Genomic DNA, 24,043 nt, shown 5'->3' on the forward strand with positions numbered 1-24,043 from the left:
GGCGGAAACTTGCCGCAAATTAATGGGAAAATCTTCTGCCTTTTGTCACCCTTAGGGAGAGTGGCTATCGAACAGCAGCAATTGGACCTTCTGCGCGGCCATTAATGAACTGATCTAAATAGGGATCACCAGAGCTGTCCATCTGATCAACGCGACCCGTCCATTTGATCACGCCATCATGTAACATCGCCACATCATCGGCGATCGCGCGAACTGATGTCATGTCATGGGTGATGGTCATGGCAGTCGCGCCCATCTCAACCACGATTTCACGGATCAATTCATTGATGACACCCGCCATGATCGGATCAAGGCCGGTGGTCGGTTCGTCGAAAAAGATGATTTCGGGGTCGGCGGCGATGGCGCGAGCAAGGCCTACGCGCTTTTGCATGCCCCCTGACAGTTCTGCCGGGTACAGGTCGGCGACATCTGGCTTCAGCCCGACACGGCGCAGCTTTTCGATGGCGATATCGCGGGCCTCGGACTTGGTCTTTTTCAGTGAGCCGCGCAGAAGGCGAAAGGCAACGTTTTGCCAAACGGTCATACTGTCGAATAGGGCCGCACCCTGAAACAGCATCCCAAAGCGCGCCAGAAACGCATCCCGATCGGCCGTGGTCACATCTTGACCATCGACCAGCACGCTTCCTGCGTCGGGCTTTACTAACCCCAGAACACATTTCAGCGTCACCGACTTGCCCGTCCCCGAACCGCCGATGATGACCATGCTTTCACCCTTTGGAATAGTCAGGTCAACACCGCGTAATACGGCGTTGTTTCCAAAAGATTTATGTACGCCTCTAAGCTCTATCATCCGGTGAAAAACAACTCTGTCAGCAGGTAGTTGGCTGCAAGGATAAGTACGGACGCGGCGACAACTGCGGATTTTGTGGCACGGCCAACGCCCTGCGCCCCGCGGCCAGAGTTCATGCCGAAATAGCAGCCGACCAACGCGATCAGGAAGCCAAATACCGCACCTTTGATAAGGCCCGATGTCACGTCCCACATCTCTAGGAAGTCGACGGTGTTCTTTAGATACGCAGCGCTGTTAAAGCCCAAACGCCCGGTGCCAACCAGATAGCCGCCGAATATGCCAATCGAGTCGCCAACCGCCACAAGGATCGGCACGGTCAAAGTCGCGGCCAAAACACGCGGGGCCGTCAGATAACGCATCGGGTTCGTCGATAGGGTGACCAAAGCATCGATTTGTTCGGTTACCTTCATCGTGCCAATTTCCGCAGCGATGGAGGATGCAACGCGCGCCGCCACCATCAAGCCACCCAAAACCGGGCCCAGTTCGCGCGTCATGCCGATGGCAACGATGGACGGGACAACCGCCTCGGCCTGAAAACGGCTGCCGCCCGCATAGATTTGCAGGGCAAGTGCCGCGCCGGTGAAGATGGCCGTCAGCCCAACGACCGGAAGGCTTAGATAGCCGATTGTCAGGAGTGCACTGGCAAATTCCCGAAAATAGAAAGGCGGGCTGAATATGGCGGCAATTGTTTGCGCCATGAACAGAACACCGCGCCCAAGCCCCGCAACAAGTGCAAGCGTTGAACGGCCGATTCCTGCGACGGCACCAAGCACCATCAGCTAACACCCCCGGCGTAGCGGCGCTTGTATCGGCTACCCAGAGAGGTGAGTATTTCATACCCGATCGTCCCAGCGGCATCCGCCAAATCATCAACGGATTGATCGACGCCCAAAATATCCAGCGATTTTGGCGTGGTGTTCAGATGGGTAATGTCGACGGTGATCAGATCCATGGAAACGCGACCAACGATGGGGCAGGGCGTGCCTTCGAAGAACAGCATCGCTTTGTTGCTCATGGCACGGATCAGCCCATCGGCGTAACCACCTGCAACGGTTGCAAGCACCGCAGGTTTATCCGTTACCCACGACGCGCCGTACCCTGCGCTTTCGCCCGGCTCCAACTCTCGCGTCTGGATCACGGGCAGTGAAAGATGCGCAACCGGTTCGGCGTTTTCAAAGGGCATACCGCCGTAAAGGCCAATACCCGGGCGCGTCAGGTCAAAATGATAATCCGGGCCCAATAGGATGCCACCCGTCGCGGAGAGGGAGCGGGGAACATCAATACCATCCGTCATCTCGCGGAAGGTCGCCAACTGCTGAGCGTTTTGCGGATGGTCAGGCTCATCGGCGCAGGCCAGATGGCTCATGATCAGTTTCGGGCCAGCAGGCAGGGCGATTTCGGCAACTGCGGCCCATTCGCTGGGTTCCATTCCCAACCGGTTCATTCCGGTATCAAGCTGAATACCAAATGGCGCACCAGGAAGGGCCTCGAAGTGGCGGGTTAGCTGGTTCAGCGAATTCAGCATCGGAATAAGATCAAGGTCGTTGATCATATCCGTGTCGCCAGGCATGTGGCCGCCAAAGACATAGATTTCCGGCCCGCGGCCCAAAACCTCGCGCAGGGCTGCGCCTTCTTCGGCAACGGCGACAAAAAAGCGCCGCGCGCCAGCGCGTGCAAGTGCGCGCGCCGCCCGGCCGGCGCCAAGGCCATATCCGTCAGCCTTAACCACCGCAGCGGTTTCCACGTTTTCGCCGGTCGCTTTGTTCAGCGCCTGCCAATTGCGCATTAGCGCATCGAGATCGATAGAAAGAGAACCAGTAGCCATAACAAGGGTTTCGGTTGCAAGTAATGTCAGGTCAAGGGGGAAACGCGTAACCTTGCGAAGCGTTGCGCATTAGAATCTGTCGTCGCCACCCGCGCCCTGCTGCCACGGCTTCACAAGGTTGCCAAAGCGTGTGAACTGCGGTTCGAACGACAGTTCGACCGTGCCAATTGGGCCATGACGTTGTTTGCCGACAATAACTTCGGCCTTGCCGTGCAGGCGTTCCATGTCTTCTTTCCACTTTTCAATGGCAGCCATGTCACCTTCATCGGGCTTTTCGCGTTCTTTGTAATATTCACCGCGATACACAAACAGCACGCAGTCGGCATCTTGCTCGATCGAGCCCGATTCCCGAAGGTCACTTAGCTGCGGGCGTTTATCGTCGCGGCTTTCGACCTGACGGCTAAGCTGGGACAGGGCGATAACTGGGATGTTCAATTCCTTGGCAATCGCTTTCATCCCCATCGAAATTTCGGCAATTTCGTTGACCCGGTTGTCGGCGGTCCCGCGGCAAAGCTGCAAATAGTCGACGATCAACACATCCAATCCATGCGTCCGCTTCAGGCGCCGCGCGCGGGCGGCCAGCTGGCTGATGGGCAGGGCGGGCGTGTCGTCGATGAATAGGGGGCAGGCCTCTAGGGTTTTGGCGGCCTCAACAAAGCGACGGAATTCGGATTCCGTCATGTCACCCTGACGAATCTTGTGTGACGAAATTTCAGAGGCTTCGGCCAGAACCCGGCCCGCCAACTGTTCAGCGCTCATTTCCAAGGAAAAGAAGCCGACCACACCGCCATCAATAGCGCCTTCGGTGCCGTCCGGGCGAACGCCCCGCTTATAGGCTTTTGCGACGTTAAATGCGATGTTCGTTGCGAGCGATGTTTTCCCCATCGACGGACGACCCGCAAGGATCAGCAAATCCGAAGGGTGCAGGCCACCAAGTTGCTTGTCCAGATCGACCAGACCGGTTGAAAGCCCGGCCATGCCGCCGCCGCGCTGATAGGCGCTGTTGGCGACCAGAACCGCATCGGTCACTGCGCGCAGGAAGGATTGAAACCCGGATTCGCTTTGGCCTTGTTCGCCCAGCTTATAGAGGTGCTGTTCAGCTTCGACGATTTGTTCTTTGGGTTCGCTTTCCACATCGACACGCGCCGCCTTGGACGCGATGTCTTTGCCCAAGCCGATCAATTCCCGCCGGATGGCGAAATCATAAATCATCTGGGCATAGTCACGCGCTGCAAACGACGAAATCGCCGCACCGGCTAGACGCGCCAGATAGGCGGGGCCGCCAAGTTCTTTCAGGCCTTCATCATCTTCAAGGAACGACTTCAGCGTAACCGGGGAGGCAAGCGCATTCTTAGCGATCCGCGCGGCGGCAACTTCGTAGATGCGCGAATGGACGGGTTCATAAAAGTGATGCGGCTGCAGGACAGACGCGACCCTGTCGTAGATGTCGTTATTCGTCAGGATCGCGCCCAGTAGCTGCTGCTCGGCCTCGATGTTGTGCGGCAGTGTGCCGCCTTCTTCACTGCCCGAATTTTCCTGCCGGATCGCTGCGATCTCGTTCATCATTAGCCCCTGTGTCCCCGTGAGGAGTGGGTATAGGCGCAGCAGGGCTGCGCGATCAATCTGGATATCCTGTGGATAGCCTGTGAGCAAATAGTCCCGCATCTATGTTGCGGGACCAATGTGCCATCCGTCAATATGTAGTGAAGTGGCGCTAGGCTGTTTTTTGCAAGGCCAGCGCAATTTGCACTGGCCGCAGCAAAATCAGCCCTTGGAACGCGCGTCCTGCCATGCCCGCGGGGCCTTCAGGAACGACTCAACCTCGGTCAGGGTTTCGTCGTCAAATGCACCCGATGCGCGCGCTTCTTCCAGCACGTCCCACCACGTACACAGATAGTGAAGCTGCACACCGTGATCGCCCAGCGTCTTTTCCGTTTCGGGGAAGATCCCGTAATAGAAAATCACCGCCGTGTGGCCGCAGGTCGCGCCGGTTTCACGGATCGCATCCACAAAGCTAAGCTTGGAACCGCCATCGGTTGTCAGGTCTTCGACCAGCAACACACGCTCGCCTTCGCTCATCGCGCCTTCGATCCGGGCGTTGCGGCCATAGCCCTTTGGCTTTTTGCGCACATAGGTCATCGGAAGCGCCATACGTTCCGCCACCAATGCCGCAAATGGAATGCCCGCAGTTTCACCGCCTGCGATATTATCGAATGCCTCAAACCCGGCGTCGCGCATGACGGTGACGGACATGAAATCCATCAGCGTGGAACGGATGCGCGGGTACGAGATCAGCTTGCGGCAATCGATGTAGGTCGGCGATGGCAGGCCAGAGGCCAGCGTAAAAGGCTCGGCCGCGTTAAAGTGAACGGCCTTGATCTCTAGCAGCATCTTGGCAGTCAGGCGCGCCATTTCGGCCTTGGTCGGGAAGGAGGTCGGGATCATCGCTGTGGCCTTTCGTGGGAGGTGTCGCGCTGGGGCAGGTGGTTAGGCTTCGACGCGCCAATGCAGCGGGAAGCCGGGATCAAACACCGTCACCGGGCCAGCGCCGGTTTCGATTTTGGCGGGGTATTCGACGGGGTCGCCCTTAACCAACGTGATGGTGCTTTCATTCGCGGGCATGCCATAGAATGCGGCACCGTTGATGGATGTGAACGCTTCCAGATTTTCCAGCGCGCTGACACCTTCAAAGACTTCGGCCAAGCAGCTCATCGTGTTGGTTGCGGTGAAGCAACCGGCGCAGCCACAGGCGCTTTCTTTTGCCGGATCGGCGTGGGGCGCGCTGTCTGTGCCAAGGAAGAACCGCGGATCGCCCGATGTGGCGGCTTGCAGTAGCGCAAGCCGGTGCTGTTCACGCTTGGCGACTGGCAGGCAGTAATAATGTGGTTTGATCCCGCCAACCAGAATGTGGTTCCGGTTGATGATCAGGTGATGCGTCGTGATCGTTGCGCCAAGGTCTTCTTCATGGGCGCTGACATAGGCGACGCCGTTGGCGGTGGTGATGTGTTCCATCACGACTTCTAGGCCGGGGGTGGCGCGGCGGATCGGGTCAAGCACCCGGTCGATGAACACAGCTTCGCGGTCAAAGATGTCAACGTCGGGGTCTGTAACCTCGCCATGAACACACAGGGGCAGGCCGATTTCAGCCATTTTTTCCAGCACAGCACGGACTTTATCAAAGTCCGTGACGCCCGAGGCCGAGTTGGTCGTCGCGCCAGCGGGGTAAAGTTTGACCGCCGTGATCAGCCCGCTTTCATGTGCGGCGGCGACATCGTTCGGATCGGTGTCTTCGGTCAGATACAGCGTCATCAACGGCGCAAAATCCGCGCCTTCGGGGAGGGCTGCCAGAATGCGATCACGATAGGCCGCCGCATCTGCGCCGGTTACGACCGGCGGGACGAGGTTGGGCATGATAATCGCGCGCCCAAAATGGCGGGCGGTTTCGGGCAGGATACCTTCCAGCATAGCGCCATCGCGCAGGTGAAGGTGCCAATCATCGGGGCGGCGGATCGTGAGTTTTTGTGTCATGGCCCCGGCGTTACACAATTGCGGTGCGGCTTTCCAGTATCTATCGCGCGTCGAGGCGCTGAACGCGTTTGTTATGTGGTTAAATATTGGGCGTGTGCGCCCCCATTTTGTGCGGTTCGCATTAAATGCGGGCATTGCTGCAGTGCGGCGTCGTGCTAAGCTGAGCATTGAGAAGGGTTCAGGTATCAAGAGGCCATGTTCGACCGGGTGGATACCATAGTCTCGATGCAACGCACGCGCGGGCGTGCCGAAGTGGCGCTGAACGCCGCACCAAACGGTGCGCGGTTGGCACGGCTGCATCAGTCGGGTTCTGCAAAGGCGATGCTGCCAAAGGTTCATTCGCCACGCCCCGAAATTGTGTTTCTGAACACCGCAGGTGGCCTGACCGGTGGCGACAAGATGCGCTATGCGCTGACACTGGCACCTGGCGCGAAAGCCACGGCGACAACCCAGACGGCCGAGCGCGCCTATGCTTCTTCGGGTGGTGTTGCTGAGTTGGACGTTGAAATGAGCGTGGGCGCGGGTGGGGCGCTGGATTGGCTGCCACAAGAAACCATTCTGTTCGAAGACTCGGCGCTTTCGCGGCGCACAACGATGACCCTGCAAGGCGATGCGCGGTTGTTGATGGTTGAAATGGTCACGCTTGGCCGCGCGGCCATGGGCGAAACGCTAAGCAATATGTTTCTGCAAGACCACCGTTCGGTCACGCGCGATGGCACACCGGTTCTTATCGAACCCTTGCGTATGACAACCGAAACGCTGGCCCGGCGGGGCGCGCGTGCCGGATTGCGCGGTGCGCGGGCTTTTGCAACGCTTGCTCTGATTGCGCCGGGGGCGGAAGATGCGCTTGGGCCATTGCGCGCGGGGCTTGACCACGACGGGGTAGAGGTTGCCGCGTCAGCATGGAATGGAAAATGCGTCGCGCGGTTTATCGGCGCGGATGCGACCCCGCTGCGCCAAGCAGTCGCGCGGGCAATAACAACACTCCGGGGCGGGCCGCTGCCTCGGGTTTGGCAAATCTAAGGGGACGGTATGAACCTGACACCACGGGAAAAGGACAAACTTTTGGTCAGCCTTGCGGCAATGGTCGCACGCGGGCGTTTGGAACGGGGGGTAAAGCTGAACCACCCCGAAGCCATCGCGCTGATCACCGATTTCGTGGTCGAAGGTGCGCGCGATGGGCGCGCCGTGTCTGATCTGATGGAGGCGGGCGCACATGTCGTTACTGCGGCGCAATGCATGCCGGGGATCGCTGAAATGATCCATGACGTGCAAGTCGAAGCTACGTTTCCAGACGGCACCAAACTTGTCACCGTTCACCACCCGATCCGATAAGGAGATGACATTGAAAACCGCATTCACTTTCGCCGCACTGACCATCGCAACGCCTGCTTTGGCGCATGATGGTATGCATGTTCACCCGCATGGTTTCGGGGCCGCGACGCTTGTTGTGGTTGCGTCCTTGGTGGCTGGTGCCTTCTTCGTGTGGGGGCGAAAATGATCCCCGGACAGGTCTATACGGTTGAGGGTGACATCACCCTGAACGAGGGTCAGGAAGATGTGTTTCTAAGTGTTGCCAACACTGGTGACCGCCCGGTTCAGGTTGGCAGCCACTATCATTTTTATGAAACAAACTCCGCGCTTTCGTTTGACCGCGAGGCAGCACGAGGAATGCGCTTGGACATCGCAGCCGGTACGGCCGTTCGGTTTGAGCCGGGCCAAACACGGAATGTGGCGTTGGTACCCATTGGGGGCGCGCGGCGGATTTTTGGTTTCAACCAAAACGTAATGGGCGACTTGTAAGTAACTACCTTGAAAGGCTTTTTGAAATGGTTTGCGTTACACCAGTAGGACTTTCCAGCCAGTATTCGAATGCGGTCGAGATGTGGTCAAAGGGCATCGCGATGCAGATGTCCATGGTCGATGCGTGGTATGACATGGCGCGCCGGTTCAACCCGCTGCTTCCTGCATTTACGTTTGCAGAACTGTCTCATGCGCACGAAACCCCGCTTTATTCGCGGGAGCCAAAGCTTTCGGTTGTTCCGTCTGTGAAAAAGACGGCACCCAAAGCGGCGGCCACGACCAAGACTGCGGTAAAGAAGCCCGCGGCTCCGAAATTGGTTACGCCGAAGGTAAGCGTTGAAAAAGCAGCGGCCCCAGCGGTGAAAACTCCTCCGCCTGTGAAAGCAGAGGCGCCCAAAGCTGCGGCACCTGCAAAGACGGCTGCCAAGAAACCGGCGACCCGGAAAACGACCGCGGCGAAGGCCAAGGTTGCAGAACCGGCACCGGCCACGCCGAAGCCCGCAGCAAAAACCGCGGAGCCTAAGGCGAAAACAGCCGCAAAACGCACATCGTCGACGCGCCGCCGCCGCAAAGCGCCCGCCGCGCCCGCCCAGCCCTTCAAAGAATAGGTGAGGGTGATGAACAAGCAGCCTTCTCCGATTGACCTGTGGCGCATGGGGCTAGAGCTTTGGCACCTGACGGTCGAAACGCAAATGGTCGTCGGGATGCGTCTGTTGGGGATGGCGGGTATCTGGTCTGTCACGCCCTATGAAAACCGGCGGATGGTCGGTGAAAAAATTCCGGCGTTTTCTAACGCCGCCTTCGCCGCTGGCCATTCGGTAATGCGTGGAGAGCGGCCGGACCAAGTGCTGTCTGCCGCCATTCGGCCGATACGTGGCAAAACCTATGCTAACTCTCGCCGCTTGTCCCGACGTGGCGTGCGGACTTGGCCGAAATGAGCGCAGTCGTTGAACTGGATCATTCCTATAAGGTCCCGGCGCGCAAGCTGTGGGCACTGGCCATCGATCTCGATGCGTTGGCCGAGGTGTCGAAAAAAGTGGTTCGCTTCACCGGGTTGCCCAGCGGCCAGTGTGAGACGGGGCAAGAGATTGATGTCAAAGTCTCTTTGTTTGGCCTCTTACCGGCGCAGCCTTATCATATGACAGTCTTGGAATGCGATCACGACACGATGACCCTGCGCAGCAATGAGCAGGGCGCAGGCGTGAAACGTTGGCAGCATACCTTGACCGTGCGGGAGGATGGAGACACCGCCACCTTGCACGACCGTATTGAAATAGATGCGGGTGTTCTGACCCCGCTGTTTGCCCGCTGGGCACGTCACCTTTATTCCCAAAGACACAAGCCCCGCCAGCGCCTGCTGGGGCTTCAAGAAGGAGAGCATTAATGCCCGCCAAAATCTCCCGCGCGACCTATGCCGATATGTATGGCCCGACTGTTGGTGACAAGGTGCGCCTTGCCGACACCGATTTGATCATCGAGGTCGAAAAAGATCTGACCACCTATGGCGAAGAGGTGAAGTTCGGCGGCGGCAAGGTGATCCGCGACGGGATGGGGCAGTCGCAAGTCACGCGTGCAGGCGGGGCCATGGATACCGTTATTACCAATGCGTTGATTGTGGATCACACGGGTATCTACAAAGCGGATGTTGGCCTGAGGGACGGGCAGATCACGAAGATCGGGAAGGCAGGCAATCCCGACACCCAGACGGGCGTCGATGTGATCATCGGGCCAGGCACAGAGATTATCGCCGGCGAGGGGCGCATTCTGACGGCGGGCGGCTTTGACAGCCACATCCACTTTATCTGTCCTCAACAGGTCGACGACGCGCTGCATTCGGGCATCACGACGATGTTGGGTGGGGGGACAGGCCCCGCGCATGGCACCTTGGCGACCACATGTACGCCGGGGCCTTGGCATATTGGGCGGATGCTTCAGGCGCTTGATGCATTGCCGATGAATTTCGGTCTTTCCGGCAAAGGGAATGCAAGTCAGCCCGCGGCCATTGTCGAAATGGTAAAAGGTGGCGCCTGTGCGTTGAAGCTGCACGAAGATTGGGGAACCACCCCCGGCGCGATTGATTGCTGTCTGTCGGTTGCTGACGACATGGACGTGCAGGTTATGATCCACACCGACACGCTGAACGAATCCGGCTTTGTTGAGAATACCGTCGCCGCCATGAAGGGCCGCACGATCCACGCCTTCCATACCGAAGGTGCCGGGGGTGGCCACGCGCCAGACATTATTAAGGTCGTTGGGGAAAACCACGTTATCCCATCGTCCACGAACCCGACGCGGCCCTATACGGTGAACACGTTGGAAGAGCATCTGGATATGCTGATGGTTTGTCACCACCTTGATAAATCCATCCCCGAAGATGTCGCCTTTGCCGAAAGCCGTATCCGCAAGGAAACCATCGCAGCCGAAGATATCTTGCACGACATGGGCGCGTTTTCGATCATCGCGTCTGACAGTCAGGCGATGGGCCGGATCGGCGAGGTGATCATCCGCACGTGGCAGACCGCGCATAAGATGAAGGTCCAGCGCGGGCGGCTAAGTGACGAGACCGGCGAAAACGATAACGTCAGGGTCAAGCGCTATATCGCGAAATATACGATCAATCCGGCCATCACCCACGGGATGAGCGCCCACATCGGAAGCATCGAAGAAGGCAAACGCGCCGATTTGGTACTGTGGAGCCCCGCCTTCTTCGGTGTGAAGCCCGAGATGGTCTTAATCGGTGGCACGATTGCCGTGGCGCAGATGGGTGATCCCAACGCCTCTATCCCGACGCCGCAGCCGGTTTATACCCGCCCGATGTTCGGTGCACTCGGTCGCTCGCTTGAAAATTCGTCGGTATCGTTTGTGTCGGCCGCGGCGCAGGCAGATGGGATCGGCGCGGCGCTGGGCTTGCGTAAGCAAACGATGGCGGTGGAAAACACGCGCAATATTGGCAAGTCCGATATGGTGATGAATGCCGCGACGCCCCAGATCGAGGTGAACCCAGAAACCTATGAGGTGCGCGCAAATGGCGAGCTGCTGACCTGTGAGCCTGCGGACGAATTGCCAATGGCACAGCGGTATTTCCTGTTCTAACCGCGCCGCGCGGTGTTGGCGAAAAGACGCACTGCTGTGTTGTAACGCATCTTTGGCTTGCTGCATTGCAGCGATGCCTTACCCTTTCCCCATGGGAGGAAACCGTCAGGCATGAGGTTTCCGAATGTCACACGCATATTCAACAGAAACGGGCGCGCAGCTTGATCTTGTCTTTTCCCAAATGGGGCAGGGGTTTAACGCCTATCTTGAACGGCGCAAAGCGGTTGGGATGGTGCGCGAACTGAACGCCCTGTCAGATTCGGAGCTGGCCCGGCGCGGCCTGCGCCGCATTGATATCGTCGCCCATGTGGCCGCGCAGATGGGGAAGGGAACGCTGGCCTGTTAGTTGACATTGTCAATGCTAAGGCGAAACACGCAACCCGGCCATGCAGGATCAGCAATGGAAATGTATGACATGCTGACCTATGTTCATTCCCAAGGGAGGGAACCTTGTAGATCGAAACAGGAGTTTCCAAAATGGCACTAACAACTACTGCTCATGGCTTTTCGGGCTTTTCACTGACTGCACCTTTTGTGGCGTTTGGCCGCGCAATCGTGCGTCTTGCAGAAGCTAATCCGCGCATGCGCCAAATCGAAGAACTGAACAACACGACAGACGAGCAATTGGCAGAACGCGGCGTATCCCGTGATGATGTCGTTCGCCACATCTTCCGTGATCGTTTGTACCTGTAATCGCTTTCGGCTTTTACCTGACATTCCCGCCGCTTATGCTGCCTCTGAACACACCGTAAACCGGAGAGGCACATGGCGGCGGAAAGTCCTTGCGCATATAAGATCGCTCGGTGCGGCGAATGGTCCGGCCCGGCAGTGACGGCGACACTCAGCTATGATGAACGTTTTGTGCGCCGAAAAAGGCTGACCTCTGACTGCGGGTTTTCATTCCGCGTTGATCTGCCTGAAACAACCAATCTTGAAGCCGACGATGCCTTCCTTCTGGACGACGGGCGGTACGTGGCAGTGAAAGCCGCCGAAGAGGCGTTGCTGGCCGTCAGCGGCGCTGCGCTGGTCAGGCTTGCGTGGCACATCGGCAATCGCCACACCCCATGTCAAATTGAAGATGACCGTTTGCTGATTCAGCGCGATCACGTGTTGGCCGATATGCTTGGTGGCCTTGGCGCAACCATTGAAGAGGTGACCGAACCCTTCACGCCGGAAGGCGGCGCATATGGGCACGGACGCACGATGGGCCATTCCCACGGGCCAGACGACGCGCATCACCACCACCATCACCACGATTGAAACCTAGGGGGCAACGAATGAATGCTGACCTCCTGACGTTAACGCAATGGCTCTCTCCGGCGTTTCCGGTGGGTGGGTTTGCGTATTCGCACGGTTTGGAGCAGGTCATTTCTGTCGGCGAAGTCACAGACGCAGCGTCGTTAGAGGAGTGGCTTACCGTCATTCTGGAGGATGGGGCCGGCGCGGTTGACGCGACCCTGTTGTGCCTTGCGCTTGAAGGCGCGGACGTGGCCGAAACCGCGCGCGCATTGGCACCATCGCGTGAGCGCCTGGAAGAGGCCGAGGCGCAGGGCCGCGCCTTTGTTGCGACGGTAAACAGCCTTTATGGCAGCGACCTGCCGCCAATGCCGTTGCCTGTCGCAGTTGGCGTATCAGCCCGCCAGTTGTCGCTTTCAGCGACCGAGGTCGCGTCGCTTTACCTGCATGGCTTTACGTCGAACCTTGTTTCGGCGGCGGTGCGGTTTGTGCCCTTGGGGCAAACCGACGGTCAGCGTGTCTTGTCAAATCTTCACCCGGTGATCTCCGCAGTTGCTGAAGCTGCGTCAAAGGCCAAGATCGAAGATATCGCAAGTTCGGCGCTTGGCGCTGATTTGGCCGCTATGAGCCACGAAACTTTGGACGTAAGGATTTTCAAGACATGAGCAGCCCCAACGGCCCTTTGCGCATTGGTATCGGTGGCCCTGTGGGTGCCGGCAAGACAACGCTGACGGAACAATTGTGCCGTGCGTTGGCACCCAAATATTCGATCGCGGTTATCACGAATGATATCTACACCGCCGAAGACGCCGAATACCTAATGCGCGCGCAGGCCTTGCCGATTGAGCGGATCAAAGGTGTCGAAACGGGCGGCTGTCCACACACGGCGATCCGGGAAGACGCGTCGATAAACCTTGCCGCAATCGCAGAGTTTCGAGAGCGTATTCCTGACCTAGATGTTATCCTGATTGAAAGCGGTGGCGACAATTTGGCGGCGACGTTTAGCCCCGAATTGGCGGATCTGACGCTTTATGTGATCGACACGGCCGCGGGCCAAGACATCCCGCGAAAGAAAGGCCCTGGGATTACCCGTTCAGACCTGTTGATCATCAATAAGACCGATTTGGCGCCCTATGTCGGGGTCGATACCGATCTGTTGCAAAGTGACGCGCTTGCCGCTCGTGGCAAACGGCCATTCGTGATGGCCGCCTTGAAAACGGGGATGGGCGTTGACCAAATCGCGGCCTTTATCGAAGCCGAAGGCGGGCTTTAGCTGGGGCTTGCCGCCATGGCCGCCCATGGTGTCGGGTGACCCGTGCTGGTGAATTCGTGTTCCAGTTCGGTCAGCCGCTTTTCGAAAACCGGGTCATGCGTGCGCTCAACCACGTTTACACACAGGAATGCAGCCAGTTTCTTACGCTCGGCTTGATCCAGAGCGTTCAGAAGGTTGCTTAGGTATTGTGCATTGGTGCGGCGTGCGCGGAACAGCCGGTGGAAGATCTTTTCGTCCAGAAACCCTTCGCAAGCGGCATCAATCAGTTCTGACAACACGCCCATTTTTTCAAGTTCGCGGGCAATTTCATCACCCAAGTAACGGCAACGCAGCTTTGATACGTTGGTTCGCGTGAACAGGGCAGCGTGTGCGGCGTCTTGCCAAATCTGCGGATCGTAAAGAACGAAGGCCTTTTCGGCAGCATCCAGCATATCGGGGGCATAGGCGTAACGATCTGTGAATGTCAGGCGGCGGTGGCTGGAAAAGCGGGTGTCCCATCCTGTGGTGCGTGGATCCAGCGTTGCCTGCGGGCTTAACGCGATTACGGTCGCGCCGGGGGCGGCAACGGAAAAAGCAGCGGCCGCATAGCCACACATGCCCTCGCCAAAAAACACGATCTTGTCGAAGTTATCGAAAAAACCGTCATCCGTCAGGCGGTCAAAGTATTCATAAATTGCCGGGTCGCGGAACCATGTCGGACCTTCGGCCATGATTGAAAGTTGGGACCAGCCCGCTTCTTCGGCGAGCGTCCGGCACAGTGGAAGGCCGTCTGCACGATCACGCACACGTTCAGCGCTTTCAAAAGACACCAACAACGTGGGCATGTCTTCCAAAAACAAAGCAGAGTGTTTGTTGCCCAAGCGTTCGAACGTGCCCCCAGATATCCCAAGCTCTTCCAGCTTAGAGTACCACTCTGCACGCGCCCCACTTTCAGGCTGACCGTAGTCGTCTGGCATTCAGTTTTTCTTTCCCTCAGCACCACTGCCACGGCTTGTGGCAAACGTGATGGTAACACTAACAATCGTTAATTCGCCAGAGAATGGGGCATAAATGGGAAAATGCGATGGGTTTTTAGCGGTTTAGGCGTTCAATTCTGCCTTTGATGCGCCAGATTCGCAAAACGCGTAAGGAAGCGGGCCGCATTGATTTGCACCGGCCGCGAGGGCGGAGTCATCACCAAACGCGCGAAAAGGGCACGGTTTGGTTCCTCCATCATCAACTGTGAAAAGCGTTCTTTGCGCCAGCGAACAGCACTGTGATGCAGGTCGTTCAAAGCGGCGTCAGCCATCAAATCTGCAAGCTCTTTGTCACGCTCAGGCGCGGTTGCCGCGATGCTTGTATCTTTGTCGGTGTTAAAGTTCCGCTCGACCCAATAATCCATGCCAAGCTTGTCTTCGCCATGAACGGCGCGACCCCGATCACATTTCAGGATATAACTTTCCATCGCACCAAGCGGATAGTGGTTCAGTTGAACCAACCCAAAGTTCGACTGGCCCATATTGGAAAATATGCGCTGTCGGCTGAACATTTCGGGCAGGGGGCGGCCTTCGCCATCAAACCATTTTGCATCAGGCAGCTTGGCCGGATCAGGATTGCGTGGCCGGTGAACGCCCAGCTTTCCGTATGTGCCGTCGTTGCGATACAGCGTCTTGAACATGTTTGCGCGCCAAGGCCAATTGGTGATGGCCGGTGCAGCGTTCGTAAACTGATCGCATATGGGGCGATCTTCGAAATGTGCGATGCCGCCGTTTCCAAACAGTCGCCATGTCAGCGTAATGGCGGTGGCGTCGGGCAGGGCGTCAAATAGCGCAGACAGCGTATGATCGCCGGTGTGGATGTTGACGAACTCGTCGATGTCCAGCGGCAGAATCCAGTCTGCCTTTTGCACCAAGGGGTGTTTATCGGCCAGCTTCATTGCTGCCCACTGGACACCTCCGTCAAACGGGCCCGTGTTTCGCACATGGGTTAGGTGCCCCAGTTCCGCCAGACGATCCAGCATGGCATCCGTGCCGTCGTCACAGTCGTTCGAAAACACCAGAAAATCGCTGAACCCAATGGCACGATGGTGCGCAAGCCATTCCAGCAGAAACGCCGCTTCGTTGCGAACTGTCAGAACCGCAAGCGCGCGCACCACTGATTACCAGCCTTTCAGGAAGGTCACGACCTTACCTTCGGAGGCTCTGGGCGAATAGGTAAGCCCGCCGGCGGCCATCGCGTCAAACACCGCCTGAACGCCTTCTTGTCCGATCCATTGAGGATGCAGTTCGATCACCGCACAGCGCAGGCAGGACAAGTCTATCTTTTTGAGCAGGTCAGCCTCGGCGCCTTCGATATCGCAGATCAGGGCGGTCGGCTGAATCTCGTCAAAGGTCTTCTGTGCGTTCATCACCGGAATGCTTTCGACCGAAGTCACACCGCCCGCCGCGTCTTTTGATAGGGAAGACGCAACAAAATCATCACGGACATAGAACTTGGCTTTGCCTTTGCGCGGGCCAAGAACGGCATTGTAAACTTTGATACGCTCAAGCCCGTTCTGGGCATGCACGGCTTTGATATAGGGGATCAGGCGCGGGTTCGCTTCGAAGGCATGAACGTTGCGCACACCAAGTCGTGCCGCGACGAACGACGACATATATCCCATACCCGCCCCAAGTTCGATCACCGTGTCGCTGGCTTGGATATTGCGCAGAACGGCCTCTGTCTCTTTCTGCTCATAGGTGTTTTGGCGCAGCAGGCGGCGGCGTTTTCGGGTGATAATGGTTGGATCATCGGGAAACAGAATTCCGCGCGATTTGATGAAATCCACCTGTTCGACCGTGTCCGGCATTTAGTTGTCCACTTCAAGCGCAAGAGAGTATGCGACACGCTCCAGCGCGTTCAGTTTAATGCCTATGGCCTGTTCGTAAAGTTCTTGGAACTCTGGCATGGCATGAAGGCTTTTTGCCTTTTGTTTATGCCACTCGACAGCCGCTTCATGGAGGTTCAGCAGTTTCTTGTCCTGCAGCAACCGATCAAGTTCAGCGCGTGTCCGGGCAAGGTTACGCTTGATCGAGACGTCTTTGTGGTCGCTCCAATCCATGCGGATCCAATAGTTTAGCCCGATTGAACGATCCACATGCAGCGCGCGCCCGCGTTGACGCTTGATTAAAAAACTTTCGGCAGAGCGTAGCGCATAGTGGTTCAGTTGCAGCAGGTCATAGCCGATTGAGCGCTTGGAAGAGCGCCAGCCGTTATCCAGCACATCATCGGCCATAGGTTCGCCCGAGCCGTTGACCCAGCTCACCTTATCGCGGAAGGCGTCATCCAACTTGTTGGGGCGGTGGCAGCTGATTTTTTCATAAGCACCGATGTTGCGGAACATCGTCTTAAAGCCCCAGACGGTGTGCGGCTTGGGGCAATATTTCGGTGCGCAGGTTTCGAACTGATCAATCACCAGATCATCGCGATATTCGCGCACGTCGTTATGCCCGAACAGCCGCCAAGTCATCGCCACGTTGGTGGCGTCTGGAATCCGTTCGATGAAATCGGCCAGCGTGCCGTTGCCGCAGCGCACATTGATGAACTCATCAACGTCGATATGGATGATCCATTCGGCGTTTTTGATCACGTCTTCTTTCAACGATTGGTTCAGCGCGTATTGCTGGGGCGAGTTGCCCTTCCATTCGTCATTGTTGCGGTGCTGAAGCACGCCCAATTCCTGAAGGCGGTCCAAAATCTCGCTGGTGCCGTCTTCGCAGCCGTTGGTGTAGATGATGAAGTTATCCACGCCGATGGCGCGGTGATAGGCGACCCATTCAAGGATATAGGGGGCCTCGTTCTTCATGCAGCCAACGATCACGTTGCCCGAATTGCCTTTGGGCAGTTCGCGCATGGGAACTTCGCTAAACGCGGCGGCAAGGTCTGCGTCGTTGTCCAAACCAATGCGGTTGTGCGGGGCCAACGTGCCGCCTTTCAGCTTTTCATAGTTCGCGATTGCGGCAGGCGGTAACAGCTTTTCAGCCGCCGGCGAAAGCTGATCCTTTTGGGGCGCGGGTTCGGGCTTTGCGACTTCGACGGGAACGCCCTTGGCAGCCTGTTCAGCCTCTTTTCGCGCGCGGCGCTGTTGCCGGGTGGCTTTATCGATATGCCAAGCGAATGCAGCAACATATTGGGTTGGGCGAAACCCCAGTTCGGGTTCAGCTTCTTGCCAATCGGCAATCTTGCGATTACGTTTCAGGGTTTCAGGCTTAAGCCCGGTGTGGGCTTTTAGCAGGCGCTTGTTGGATGCCTCGAAACTGATCGAAAGGGCGGACAAGCTGCCCGGGGTGATCGGGTCGCCCGGGATTTCGATCACCTCCATCAGGCGGCGCCACATCCGACGCGGGATGGCTTTCTTCTTTTCAAGTAGCCCGTTCAACACGGTGTTGATCTGACGCGCGCGGGTTAACCACGCTGCCGACGGCAGAACCGGCCCGCGCGATGGCTGCGCCTTGCCGATGTTTCGGGGCAAGTCGAAGGCTTCGCACATCTCTTCGGTCAGGTCTGGGGATGCGAAGACCTCTTCGTCATAGGGCCGGAAGGTTACGGAACCGGCGCCGAACACGGATTCCCAGTTTTCCTGAAGCGCCTCGTAATCCAACCAGAAGGGCGGGGCGGTTACTTCTGGGAACTGGTTTAGGTTCGCATTGCGCTTGTCCCAGTGTTCCAGACACGCGTCACGCCATGGGCGGTCACCCGCGGCTATATCAAGCTCTTGGCTGAGTGGCGTTGCGCGACCGGCCAAAACCTGCGTGCCATAGTGACGAACCAGCACGCGCGCCTGTTCATCGATATGCGCAACAATGCGGATATCGTCCGAATAGGGGGTCAACATATCGCGCAGGCGGGCAAGTTCGGTTGTGCTGTTAAGTGATGTTGCAAGCTGAGCGGCTGACAAGATCATCATGTGTGGCTGAACGCGCTCAACCTCGCGGGCGAGTTCTTCGGTCACCGCCTCGCGCAATGCCGATTGTTCCGCTTCGGTCGCGTTCCCGCGCGCAAAGCGCAGGGGGTCGATATGGTCGGGATCGGTGCAGGCCATAAACAGGCGGGTGTGGTTCTTTTTGCCCAAGGAATGGGGGTACAGAATACCCTTGCCTGCCAGCTGATCACGTTTGTCGTTAAAGACCGATTGAATACGGTCGGCACCGCAGGTCGATAGACCGATGTGGACGTAAATACGCATCAATCACGTGCCTCTTCCGCTTGATTTCGGGTGTTGGCGTTGGCCACGCCCCACCACGGAAGCTCTAGGTCCAAAAAACGAGAGACCTTGTTCGGCGCGTCTTCGTCTTCGACGTCATATTCCAAGAAACCGTCCGTATCGTCGAATACCTTGCGGCAAAACGCATAGTGCCCCTCGATCCAGCGGATACGTTCGGCATCGGTGCCACCATACCCTTCGGGAAGCCCAGGGATTGCATTAGAGGGAAGGCGCGTGCGCCCCATGTTAGACCAGCGCCCCATACTGTCAGACAGTTTGGCCGGATCGCGATAGGTCAGGATGAACTTGGCATTCGGGTACCTGTCCCGAATGGCGCAAAGCAGGCCCCAATCGCACTGCGGCCAAAGGTTCAGCCCATTGCGGATCACATCAATTTCAGTGAAGGCATCAAATTCAGGCATCATCGACAGCGGGTCGCCGTTTTCGAAATAGCCGTCATACATCAGCTTTCCGACAAAGCGGCGGTTGATCCGGTCATCGTCACTTTGGCCCGCGCGAATGCGCCAGTCCGCCACCCGAAGGCCTGCCTGTTTCAAGGCTTCGCCCAATGTCGTCGTGCCCGATTTCGGCAAACCCAAGTTAATTATCTTTTGCGCGTGCATATTCATTTGTTCAACACCGCGATCAGTGCTTCTTCCTGAGGTGGGATCTTCGACGCGGCCTTCAACTGTTCGCGCAGTTTGCGATAGGCGCTATCGTCCATCAAACGGGCCAACGTTGCGCGATGTGCCGCGACGGCCGCGTCGTGCAGTTTCGCGATTTCCGGGTCAGATTTCAGCGCCGCGATTTCCTTTTGAAGCTTGGGCAGGTGGCGCAGAATGGAGCTTTCTTCATAAGCGTCGTCATTGCGTTCGCGCCAATAGGTATCATCGAAATTTCGGTTTTCTCGGTTCACGTCGCCCCGGTCATTCTTAACCAAATAGCTGTCGAGAGAGCGCAGCGCATAGTGATTGACCGACGCAAAGTTCCGGCTACCGCGGGCGGGGAACTCTCGTTTCACTTCTGCGGTGAAATATTTGTCTGGGACAGGGCGACCCGAACCATCGGTCCAGCGAAGGCGCTTGTTCTTGGGCAGGTCAGGGGATGCAAGCCGCTCTCTCAGGAAGGGGCGGTGGGCACCGGACATCGCGATTGGTGTGTCGCCACGATAAAGAGACTTCGTTTCGATCGAAAGCGTCCCGGACCAAACGTCGGGGTTATGCGTGCCAAGGAACTGTTCGATCACGGGGCGATCTTCGTATTCTTCGACGTCGCTGTTCGCAAAGAATTGCCAGTTCAGCGAAATGACACTGGGGTTGCCACATGCCGTGACAAGTTCGGGTATCGTGCCATCGCCCACATGGATGTTCAGAAATTCGTCAACGTCAGCGACCCAGACCCAATCCGCCTCGCGCACCACGGCCTGTTTGCGAGAGTCGCGCAAGGCTTCCATCTGGTAATTGCGGCCGCGTGCAGGGTTGGGCAAATGCTGCACAATTCCGCGGCTGTCCAGCGCGTCCAGCAACGTGTCCGTGCCGTCAGTACAGTCGTTGGAATAGAACAGGTGATCGGTCACGCCGATCATCCGGTTGAACGCGATCCACTCCAACAAGAAAGGACCTTCGTTTTTGACGCAAGTGACTGCGGTTATGCGCATAGTGGCGTCTCTGGCCATTGGGGCCTGTACAAACTCATTTTAACTGCCCGCCTGAAAGGGGCGCGGTTTGACCCGCGAGTGCCGATTTTATCCGGTGCATATGTGCCAAATGGCAGGCTTTGCGTCAATTGTAGGTCGCCCTGTTGCGCATCGCTAACGCGGGGAAAATAATAGCGTTCTTGTCAAAAGAACGCCTGCAGTCCGGTTTGAGCCCGCCCAAGGATCAGCGCATGCACATCATGCGTGCCCTCATAGGTGTTCACGGTTTCAAGGTTCATCATATGGCGGATGACCTGAAACTCTTCGGAAATCCCGTTGCCGCCATGCATGTCACGCGCAACCCGCGCGATGTCCAACGCCTTGCCGCAGTTGTTGCGTTTGATCAGGGAAATCATCTCGGGCGCGGCGCTGGCGGCATCCATCAAACGACCCACTTGCAACGCTGCCTGAAGGCCCAGCGTGATCTCTGTCTGCATGTCAGCCAGCTTTTTCTGGAACAGCTGTGTTTGGGCCAATGGCTTGCCGAATTGCAGCCGGTCCAACCCGTATTGCCGCGCCGCGTGCCAACAGAATTCGGCCGCACCCATCGCGCCCCACGCAATGCCGTATCGTGCGCGGTTCAAACAACCAAACGGGCCTTTCAGGCCTTGGACGTTGGGCAGCAACGCGTCTTCGCCGACCTCAACGCCGTCCATCACGATTTCCCCGGTCGTAGAGGCGCGTAGGGACAGTTTACCTTCGATCTTCGGCGCGCTTAGACCCGCCATGCCTTTTTCAAGAATAAAGCCACGGATCTTTCCGCCATGCTCTTCGGACTTGGCCCAGACGACGAAAACATCGGCGAAGGGGCTGTTGGAAATCCACATCTTGCTGCCGGTCAACCGGTACCCAGTGGCGGTTTTTTCCGCGCGGGTTTTCATCGATCCAGGGTCGGAGCCGGCGTCGGGCTCGGTCAATCCGAAACAGCCGATCAACGCGCCGCTGGCAAGGCCGGGCAGGTATTTCTGGCGCTGCTCTTCAGAACCGTAAGCGTAGATCGGATAGATCACCAAGCTGCTTTGCACGGACATCATCGAACGATATCCGCTGTCGACCCGCTCTACCTCGCGGGCGATCAGGCCATAGCTGACGTAAGATGCGCCAAGGCCGCCGTATTCTTCGGGCAGGGTGGCGCCCAACAGACCGGCTTGGCCCATCAACGGGAACAGCTCTGGCGCGGCGGCCTCTTCGCGATAGGCTTGGATCACGCGGGGCTGTAACGCATCCTGCGCAAAAGCCTGCGCGCCGTCGCGCAACATCCGCTCTTCCTCGCTTAGCTGATCGTCAAGCCGCAGGGCGTCGGACCAATCAAACGATGACAGGTCGGGGGCGTCTTTCGGCTTAAGCGGGGCAGCGTCTTTCATGGTGTTCTCCGTTTCACGACGCTGAAAGCCTAAGGGAAACCAATCTGGGGGGCAATCACCCGCGAAATCCGCCGCAGTGCGGAATTTCTTGCGCTAGATCAGGGTATGCCCGTGCGTGGTCGTGGCATTCTGCAATTGAAACGGCCTTTGTGAACGCTGGATGCAAAGGGCACGCGATATCGAAATTTTGGGCGGTCTGATGCGCTTAGATTTGGCAGGTTAAGATGAACGAAAAGCGCGAAAGCATTGAGAAGACACTGAAACTTGGCAAACATCGCAGCAAAGTTCCCCTGTGGGCTAAACTGCTGGGTGGCGGTGTTGTTGTTGCCTTTGCCGTTTGGTTCTTTGCCCTGCGGCCCGATACCACCAGCGCGGTGAACTATGTCAGCGAAAAGGTCACACGCGGCGACCTGTCGGTCACCGTGTCAGCAACCGGAACCGTGGAGCCGACCAATTTGGTCGAAGTCTCGTCAGAGCTTTCGGGGACGCTTGCGTCTGTCGAAGTGGACTATAACGACAGGGTCGAGGTGGGGCAGGTGCTTGCCCGGCTGGATTCCGCGAAGCTGGAGGCACTTTATGAAGTGCAGAAGGCGGCCCTTGTCGCAGCCGAAGCGCGCGTCGAACAGGCGCAAACCAACCTGCACGAAGCCTTCGACAACTTTGAAATCGCGCGGACATTGGATGAACGTGGCGTGACCACACACCAAGCATTCTCTGCGGCCGAAGCAACCCTTGAACGTAACCAAGCGGCGCTTCAGATCGCGGATGCAGACCGGGCGTTGGCCGCGGCCAACTTGGACCTATACGGGGCCGATCTGGCAAAGGCTGTCATTACGGCCCCGATCAAGGGGATCATTCTGGAACGGAACGCCGATCCGGGGCAGATCGTGGCTTCATCCCTGTCGGCCCCTGTGCTGTTCACCATCGCCGAAGATCTTGCCAGCATGGAGTTGCAGGTCGATGTGGACGAGGCTGATATCGGTCGCATTGCGGTGGGCAACAAGGCGATTTTTACTGTCGATGCCTATGACGATGAAACCTTTCCCGCAGAAATCACCAAGGTTCGCTTCACCCCGGAAGAGGCAGAAGGCGTAGTGACCTATAAGGCGATCCTGATCATCGACAATTCTGATCTTCGCCTGCGCCCCGGCATGACGGCCACCGCCGACATCGTCGTGGCAGAGCTTCGTGATGTTTTGCGCGTTCCCAATGCTGCCTTGCGGTTCGAACCGCCGCAGGTGGCAGCAGCGTCCGATGGTGAGAATTCGGGCAGCGGGCTGCTGGGTCTGATCATGCCTGATCCGCCCGACCGTAATGAAGAGAGCGAAGACAAAAGCGCAAAGACCGTCTGGGTCCTGCGGGATGGCGTGGCCGAAGAAATAGAGATCGTCGCCGGGCAAAGTGACGGGGATCAGACCGCAGTGCTGGGCGGGGAATTGGCCGCTGGCGACGTGGTAATCACCGACCAAACTGAGGCGAACTAAGATGACCGCCGCAGCGCCGTTGATCGAACTTAGCGGAATTACCAAAATCTATGGCAGCGGAGAGGCCGAGGTGCGCGCCCTGCGTGGCGTCGATCTTACCATCCGCGCCGGCGAGTTTGTGGCGATCATGGGGGCGTCGGGCTCTGGGAAATCCACAGCGATGAATGTTCTTGGCTGCCTTGATACACCGACGGCAGGGACCTATCGCTTTGAAGGCGTGGACGTCGGCGGGCTTGACCGTGACCAACGTGCGCTGCTGCGGCGCAACTATCTTGGGTTCGTCTTTCAGGGCTACAATCTATTGCCGCGTACCTCGGCCTTGGAAAACGTGGAACTTCCTTTGATCTACAAGGGCCTGCAAGGCGGCGAGCGTCGGCAGCTGGCACAAGAAGCGTTGGAAAAGGTGGGGTTGTCGCACCGGGCGCACCATGACCCATCAGAGCTTTCTGGCGGCCAACAACAGCGTGTCGCCATTGCCCGTGCGTTGGCGGGCAAACCCGACGTCATCTTGGCGGACGAGCCTACCGGCAACCTCGATTCCAAACGGTCGCGCGAAATCATGGAGCTTTTGACCGAGCTTAATATCTCGGAAAAGATCACCATCGTCATGGTCACACACGAAGAAGATATGGCGTCCTATGCTGGGCGGCTTGTGACCTTTCTTGATGGCAGTATCTCGGGCGACAAAATCACAAGAAAGGCGGGCTGA

Annotated in this window: 28 protein-coding genes; 15 read left to right on the top strand and 13 right to left on the bottom strand. The window is 57.6% G+C overall.

From position 1 onward, the window contains the following. Window positions 1–64 precede the first annotated feature (64 nt). The 6 genes from COL8621_RS05985 to pyrC form a co-directional block, all read right to left on the bottom strand. Complete coding sequence (locus COL8621_RS05985; protein ID WP_093966359.1) at window positions 65–811, bottom strand: ABC transporter ATP-binding protein; 747 nt, start codon at window positions 809–811, stop codon at window positions 65–67. Next, on the bottom strand, window positions 808–1,587 hold the full coding sequence (locus COL8621_RS05990) for an MlaE family ABC transporter permease (RefSeq protein ID WP_093966360.1): 780 nt from the start codon (window positions 1,585–1,587) through the stop codon (window positions 808–810). Before COL8621_RS05990 ends, COL8621_RS05985 begins: the two co-directional genes overlap by 4 nt. Next, window positions 1,587–2,636 carry an alanine racemase gene (gene alr, locus COL8621_RS05995; RefSeq protein ID WP_093966361.1) on the bottom strand — a complete coding sequence of 350 codons (1,050 nt, stop codon included), beginning with the start codon at window positions 2,634–2,636 and terminating at the stop codon, window positions 1,587–1,589. Before alr ends, COL8621_RS05990 begins: the two co-directional genes overlap by 1 nt. A gap of 69 nt (window positions 2,637–2,705) precedes the next feature. Continuing rightward, a complete protein-coding gene (locus COL8621_RS06000) occupies window positions 2,706–4,199 on the bottom strand; it encodes a replicative DNA helicase (RefSeq protein ID WP_093966947.1) in 1,494 nt (497 codons plus the stop codon). Between the two features lie 201 nt (window positions 4,200–4,400). After that, window positions 4,401–5,081, bottom strand: a complete 681-nt coding sequence (locus COL8621_RS06005; RefSeq protein ID WP_093966362.1) for an orotate phosphoribosyltransferase — start codon at window positions 5,079–5,081, stop codon at window positions 4,401–4,403. Between the two features lie 42 nt (window positions 5,082–5,123). Continuing rightward, the gene (gene pyrC / locus COL8621_RS06010; protein ID WP_093966363.1) at window positions 5,124–6,164 is read right to left on the bottom strand and encodes a dihydroorotase; all 1,041 of its coding nucleotides are present in this window, start codon (window positions 6,162–6,164) and stop codon (window positions 5,124–5,126) included. A 195-nt stretch (window positions 6,165–6,359) separates the two neighbouring features. Here pyrC and COL8621_RS06015 point away from each other — a divergent pair, with 195 nt between their 5' ends. From COL8621_RS06015 to ureG, 13 genes are all read left to right on the top strand, one after another. Further along, window positions 6,360–7,187: an urease accessory protein UreD gene (locus tag COL8621_RS06015; RefSeq protein WP_093966364.1), complete on the top strand. Its 828-nt coding sequence runs from the start codon at window positions 6,360–6,362 to the stop codon at window positions 7,185–7,187. A gap of 9 nt (window positions 7,188–7,196) precedes the next feature. Continuing rightward, a complete protein-coding gene (locus COL8621_RS06020) occupies window positions 7,197–7,499 on the top strand; it encodes an urease subunit gamma (RefSeq protein ID WP_093966365.1) in 303 nt (100 codons plus the stop codon). A gap of 10 nt (window positions 7,500–7,509) precedes the next feature. Then, a complete protein-coding gene (locus tag COL8621_RS19000; RefSeq protein WP_235823754.1) occupies window positions 7,510–7,665 on the top strand; it encodes a hypothetical protein in 156 nt (51 codons plus the stop codon). Beyond that, entirely contained in the window at window positions 7,662–7,967 is a 306-nt protein-coding gene (locus COL8621_RS06025; RefSeq protein WP_093966366.1) for an urease subunit beta, read from the top strand. The genes COL8621_RS19000 and COL8621_RS06025 overlap by 4 nt, the downstream gene beginning before the upstream one ends. Before the next feature lie 26 nt (window positions 7,968–7,993). After that, a complete protein-coding gene (locus COL8621_RS06030) occupies window positions 7,994–8,575 on the top strand; it encodes a hypothetical protein (RefSeq protein ID WP_141137842.1) in 582 nt (193 codons plus the stop codon). A 9-nt stretch (window positions 8,576–8,584) separates the two neighbouring features. Next, window positions 8,585–8,905: an antifreeze protein gene (locus tag COL8621_RS06035; RefSeq protein WP_141137843.1), complete on the top strand. Its 321-nt coding sequence runs from the start codon at window positions 8,585–8,587 to the stop codon at window positions 8,903–8,905. After that, window positions 8,902–9,351: an Rv1443c family protein gene (locus tag COL8621_RS06040; protein ID WP_093966369.1), complete on the top strand. Its 450-nt coding sequence runs from the start codon at window positions 8,902–8,904 to the stop codon at window positions 9,349–9,351. Before COL8621_RS06035 ends, COL8621_RS06040 begins: the two co-directional genes overlap by 4 nt. After that, window positions 9,351–11,060: an urease subunit alpha gene (gene ureC / locus COL8621_RS06045; RefSeq protein WP_093966370.1), complete on the top strand. Its 1,710-nt coding sequence runs from the start codon at window positions 9,351–9,353 to the stop codon at window positions 11,058–11,060. Before COL8621_RS06040 ends, ureC begins: the two co-directional genes overlap by 1 nt. Before the next feature lie 124 nt (window positions 11,061–11,184). Beyond that, window positions 11,185–11,406 (top strand): hypothetical protein, encoded by a 222-nt coding sequence (locus COL8621_RS06050; protein ID WP_093966371.1) that lies wholly within the window; start codon window positions 11,185–11,187, stop codon window positions 11,404–11,406. Between the two features lie 131 nt (window positions 11,407–11,537). After that, window positions 11,538–11,753, top strand: coding sequence for a DUF1127 domain-containing protein (locus COL8621_RS06055; protein ID WP_093966372.1), 216 nt, complete (start codon window positions 11,538–11,540; stop codon window positions 11,751–11,753). A 72-nt stretch (window positions 11,754–11,825) separates the two neighbouring features. Then, complete coding sequence (ureE, locus tag COL8621_RS06060; protein WP_093966373.1) at window positions 11,826–12,320, top strand: urease accessory protein UreE; 495 nt, start codon at window positions 11,826–11,828, stop codon at window positions 12,318–12,320. A 17-nt stretch (window positions 12,321–12,337) separates the two neighbouring features. Further along, window positions 12,338–12,961: an urease accessory protein UreF gene (locus COL8621_RS06065; protein ID WP_093966374.1), complete on the top strand. Its 624-nt coding sequence runs from the start codon at window positions 12,338–12,340 to the stop codon at window positions 12,959–12,961. Continuing rightward, window positions 12,958–13,569: an urease accessory protein UreG gene (gene ureG, locus COL8621_RS06070; protein WP_093966375.1), complete on the top strand. Its 612-nt coding sequence runs from the start codon at window positions 12,958–12,960 to the stop codon at window positions 13,567–13,569. The genes COL8621_RS06065 and ureG overlap by 4 nt, the downstream gene beginning before the upstream one ends. On the opposite strand, the gene COL8621_RS06075 is transcribed toward ureG, so the two are convergent. The 7 genes from COL8621_RS06075 to COL8621_RS06105 all read right to left on the bottom strand — a co-directional run bounded on the left by COL8621_RS06075 (window position 13,566) and on the right by COL8621_RS06105 (window position 21,850). Then, on the bottom strand, window positions 13,566–14,525 hold the full coding sequence (locus COL8621_RS06075) for a regulatory protein RecX (RefSeq protein ID WP_093966376.1): 960 nt from the start codon (window positions 14,523–14,525) through the stop codon (window positions 13,566–13,568). The genes ureG and COL8621_RS06075 overlap by 4 nt on opposite strands. Before the next feature lie 131 nt (window positions 14,526–14,656). Beyond that, complete coding sequence (locus tag COL8621_RS06080) at window positions 14,657–15,700, bottom strand: glycosyltransferase family 2 protein (RefSeq protein ID WP_176438458.1); 1,044 nt, start codon at window positions 15,698–15,700, stop codon at window positions 14,657–14,659. A gap of 6 nt (window positions 15,701–15,706) precedes the next feature. Then, window positions 15,707–16,396: an FkbM family methyltransferase gene (locus COL8621_RS06085; RefSeq protein ID WP_093966378.1), complete on the bottom strand. Its 690-nt coding sequence runs from the start codon at window positions 16,394–16,396 to the stop codon at window positions 15,707–15,709. Then, window positions 16,397–18,772: a glycosyltransferase family 2 protein gene (locus tag COL8621_RS06090; RefSeq protein ID WP_093966379.1), complete on the bottom strand. Its 2,376-nt coding sequence runs from the start codon at window positions 18,770–18,772 to the stop codon at window positions 16,397–16,399. Continuing rightward, window positions 18,772–19,389 carry a sulfotransferase gene (locus COL8621_RS06095; protein ID WP_235823755.1) on the bottom strand — a complete coding sequence of 206 codons (618 nt, stop codon included), beginning with the start codon at window positions 19,387–19,389 and terminating at the stop codon, window positions 18,772–18,774. Before COL8621_RS06095 ends, COL8621_RS06090 begins: the two co-directional genes overlap by 1 nt. A gap of 26 nt (window positions 19,390–19,415) precedes the next feature. After that, on the bottom strand, window positions 19,416–20,447 hold the full coding sequence (locus COL8621_RS06100) for a glycosyltransferase family 2 protein (RefSeq protein WP_093966381.1): 1,032 nt from the start codon (window positions 20,445–20,447) through the stop codon (window positions 19,416–19,418). A 182-nt stretch (window positions 20,448–20,629) separates the two neighbouring features. Next, the gene (locus COL8621_RS06105; RefSeq protein WP_093966382.1) at window positions 20,630–21,850 is read right to left on the bottom strand and encodes an acyl-CoA dehydrogenase; all 1,221 of its coding nucleotides are present in this window, start codon (window positions 21,848–21,850) and stop codon (window positions 20,630–20,632) included. Between the two features lie 224 nt (window positions 21,851–22,074). Between COL8621_RS06105 and COL8621_RS06110 the strand changes: the two genes are divergently transcribed. Further along, window positions 22,075–23,334, top strand: a complete 1,260-nt coding sequence (locus COL8621_RS06110) for an efflux RND transporter periplasmic adaptor subunit (protein WP_093966383.1) — start codon at window positions 22,075–22,077, stop codon at window positions 23,332–23,334. 1 nt (window position 23,335) lies between these two features. After that, window positions 23,336–24,043 carry an ABC transporter ATP-binding protein gene (locus tag COL8621_RS06115; protein ID WP_093966384.1) on the top strand — a complete coding sequence of 236 codons (708 nt, stop codon included), beginning with the start codon at window positions 23,336–23,338 and terminating at the stop codon, window positions 24,041–24,043.

Source organism: Actibacterium lipolyticum (assembly GCF_900184935.1).
Classification (GTDB): Bacteria; Pseudomonadota; Alphaproteobacteria; order Rhodobacterales; family Rhodobacteraceae; genus Actibacterium_A; species Actibacterium_A lipolyticum.

What these genes read in the sequence shown, in the direction of transcription:
- COL8621_RS05985 (WP_093966359.1), bottom strand. Translation starts at nt 811, where the DNA reads ATGATAGAGCTTAGAGGCGTACATAAATCTTTTGGAAACAACGCCGTA.
- COL8621_RS05990 (WP_093966360.1), bottom strand. Translation starts at nt 1,587, where the DNA reads ATGGTGCTTGGTGCCGTCGCAGGAATCGGCCGTTCAACGCTTGCACTT.
- alr (WP_093966361.1), bottom strand. Translation starts at nt 2,636, where the DNA reads ATGGCTACTGGTTCTCTTTCTATCGATCTCGATGCGCTAATGCGCAAT.
- COL8621_RS06000 (WP_093966947.1), bottom strand. Translation starts at nt 4,199, where the DNA reads ATGAACGAGATCGCAGCGATCCGGCAGGAAAATTCGGGCAGTGAAGAA.
- COL8621_RS06005 (WP_093966362.1), bottom strand. Translation starts at nt 5,081, where the DNA reads ATGATCCCGACCTCCTTCCCGACCAAGGCCGAAATGGCGCGCCTGACT.
- pyrC (WP_093966363.1), bottom strand. Translation starts at nt 6,164, where the DNA reads ATGACACAAAAACTCACGATCCGCCGCCCCGATGATTGGCACCTTCAC.
- COL8621_RS06015 (WP_093966364.1), top strand. Translation starts at nt 6,360, where the DNA reads ATGTTCGACCGGGTGGATACCATAGTCTCGATGCAACGCACGCGCGGG.
- COL8621_RS06020 (WP_093966365.1), top strand. Translation starts at nt 7,197, where the DNA reads ATGAACCTGACACCACGGGAAAAGGACAAACTTTTGGTCAGCCTTGCG.
- COL8621_RS06025 (WP_093966366.1), top strand. Translation starts at nt 7,662, where the DNA reads ATGATCCCCGGACAGGTCTATACGGTTGAGGGTGACATCACCCTGAAC.
- COL8621_RS06030 (WP_141137842.1), top strand. Translation starts at nt 7,994, where the DNA reads ATGGTTTGCGTTACACCAGTAGGACTTTCCAGCCAGTATTCGAATGCG.
- COL8621_RS06035 (WP_141137843.1), top strand. Translation starts at nt 8,585, where the DNA reads ATGAACAAGCAGCCTTCTCCGATTGACCTGTGGCGCATGGGGCTAGAG.
- COL8621_RS06040 (WP_093966369.1), top strand. Translation starts at nt 8,902, where the DNA reads ATGAGCGCAGTCGTTGAACTGGATCATTCCTATAAGGTCCCGGCGCGC.
- ureC (WP_093966370.1), top strand. Translation starts at nt 9,351, where the DNA reads ATGCCCGCCAAAATCTCCCGCGCGACCTATGCCGATATGTATGGCCCG.
- COL8621_RS06050 (WP_093966371.1), top strand. Translation starts at nt 11,185, where the DNA reads ATGTCACACGCATATTCAACAGAAACGGGCGCGCAGCTTGATCTTGTC.
- COL8621_RS06055 (WP_093966372.1), top strand. Translation starts at nt 11,538, where the DNA reads ATGGCACTAACAACTACTGCTCATGGCTTTTCGGGCTTTTCACTGACT.
- ureE (WP_093966373.1), top strand. Translation starts at nt 11,826, where the DNA reads ATGGCGGCGGAAAGTCCTTGCGCATATAAGATCGCTCGGTGCGGCGAA.
- COL8621_RS06065 (WP_093966374.1), top strand. Translation starts at nt 12,338, where the DNA reads ATGAATGCTGACCTCCTGACGTTAACGCAATGGCTCTCTCCGGCGTTT.
- ureG (WP_093966375.1), top strand. Translation starts at nt 12,958, where the DNA reads ATGAGCAGCCCCAACGGCCCTTTGCGCATTGGTATCGGTGGCCCTGTG.
- COL8621_RS06075 (WP_093966376.1), bottom strand. Translation starts at nt 14,525, where the DNA reads ATGCCAGACGACTACGGTCAGCCTGAAAGTGGGGCGCGTGCAGAGTGG.
- COL8621_RS06085 (WP_093966378.1), bottom strand. Translation starts at nt 16,396, where the DNA reads ATGCCGGACACGGTCGAACAGGTGGATTTCATCAAATCGCGCGGAATT.
- COL8621_RS06090 (WP_093966379.1), bottom strand. Translation starts at nt 18,772, where the DNA reads ATGCGTATTTACGTCCACATCGGTCTATCGACCTGCGGTGCCGACCGT.
- COL8621_RS06100 (WP_093966381.1), bottom strand. Translation starts at nt 20,447, where the DNA reads ATGCGCATAACCGCAGTCACTTGCGTCAAAAACGAAGGTCCTTTCTTG.
- COL8621_RS06105 (WP_093966382.1), bottom strand. Translation starts at nt 21,850, where the DNA reads ATGAAAGACGCTGCCCCGCTTAAGCCGAAAGACGCCCCCGACCTGTCA.
- COL8621_RS06110 (WP_093966383.1), top strand. Translation starts at nt 22,075, where the DNA reads ATGAACGAAAAGCGCGAAAGCATTGAGAAGACACTGAAACTTGGCAAA.
- COL8621_RS06115 (WP_093966384.1), top strand. Translation starts at nt 23,336, where the DNA reads ATGACCGCCGCAGCGCCGTTGATCGAACTTAGCGGAATTACCAAAATC.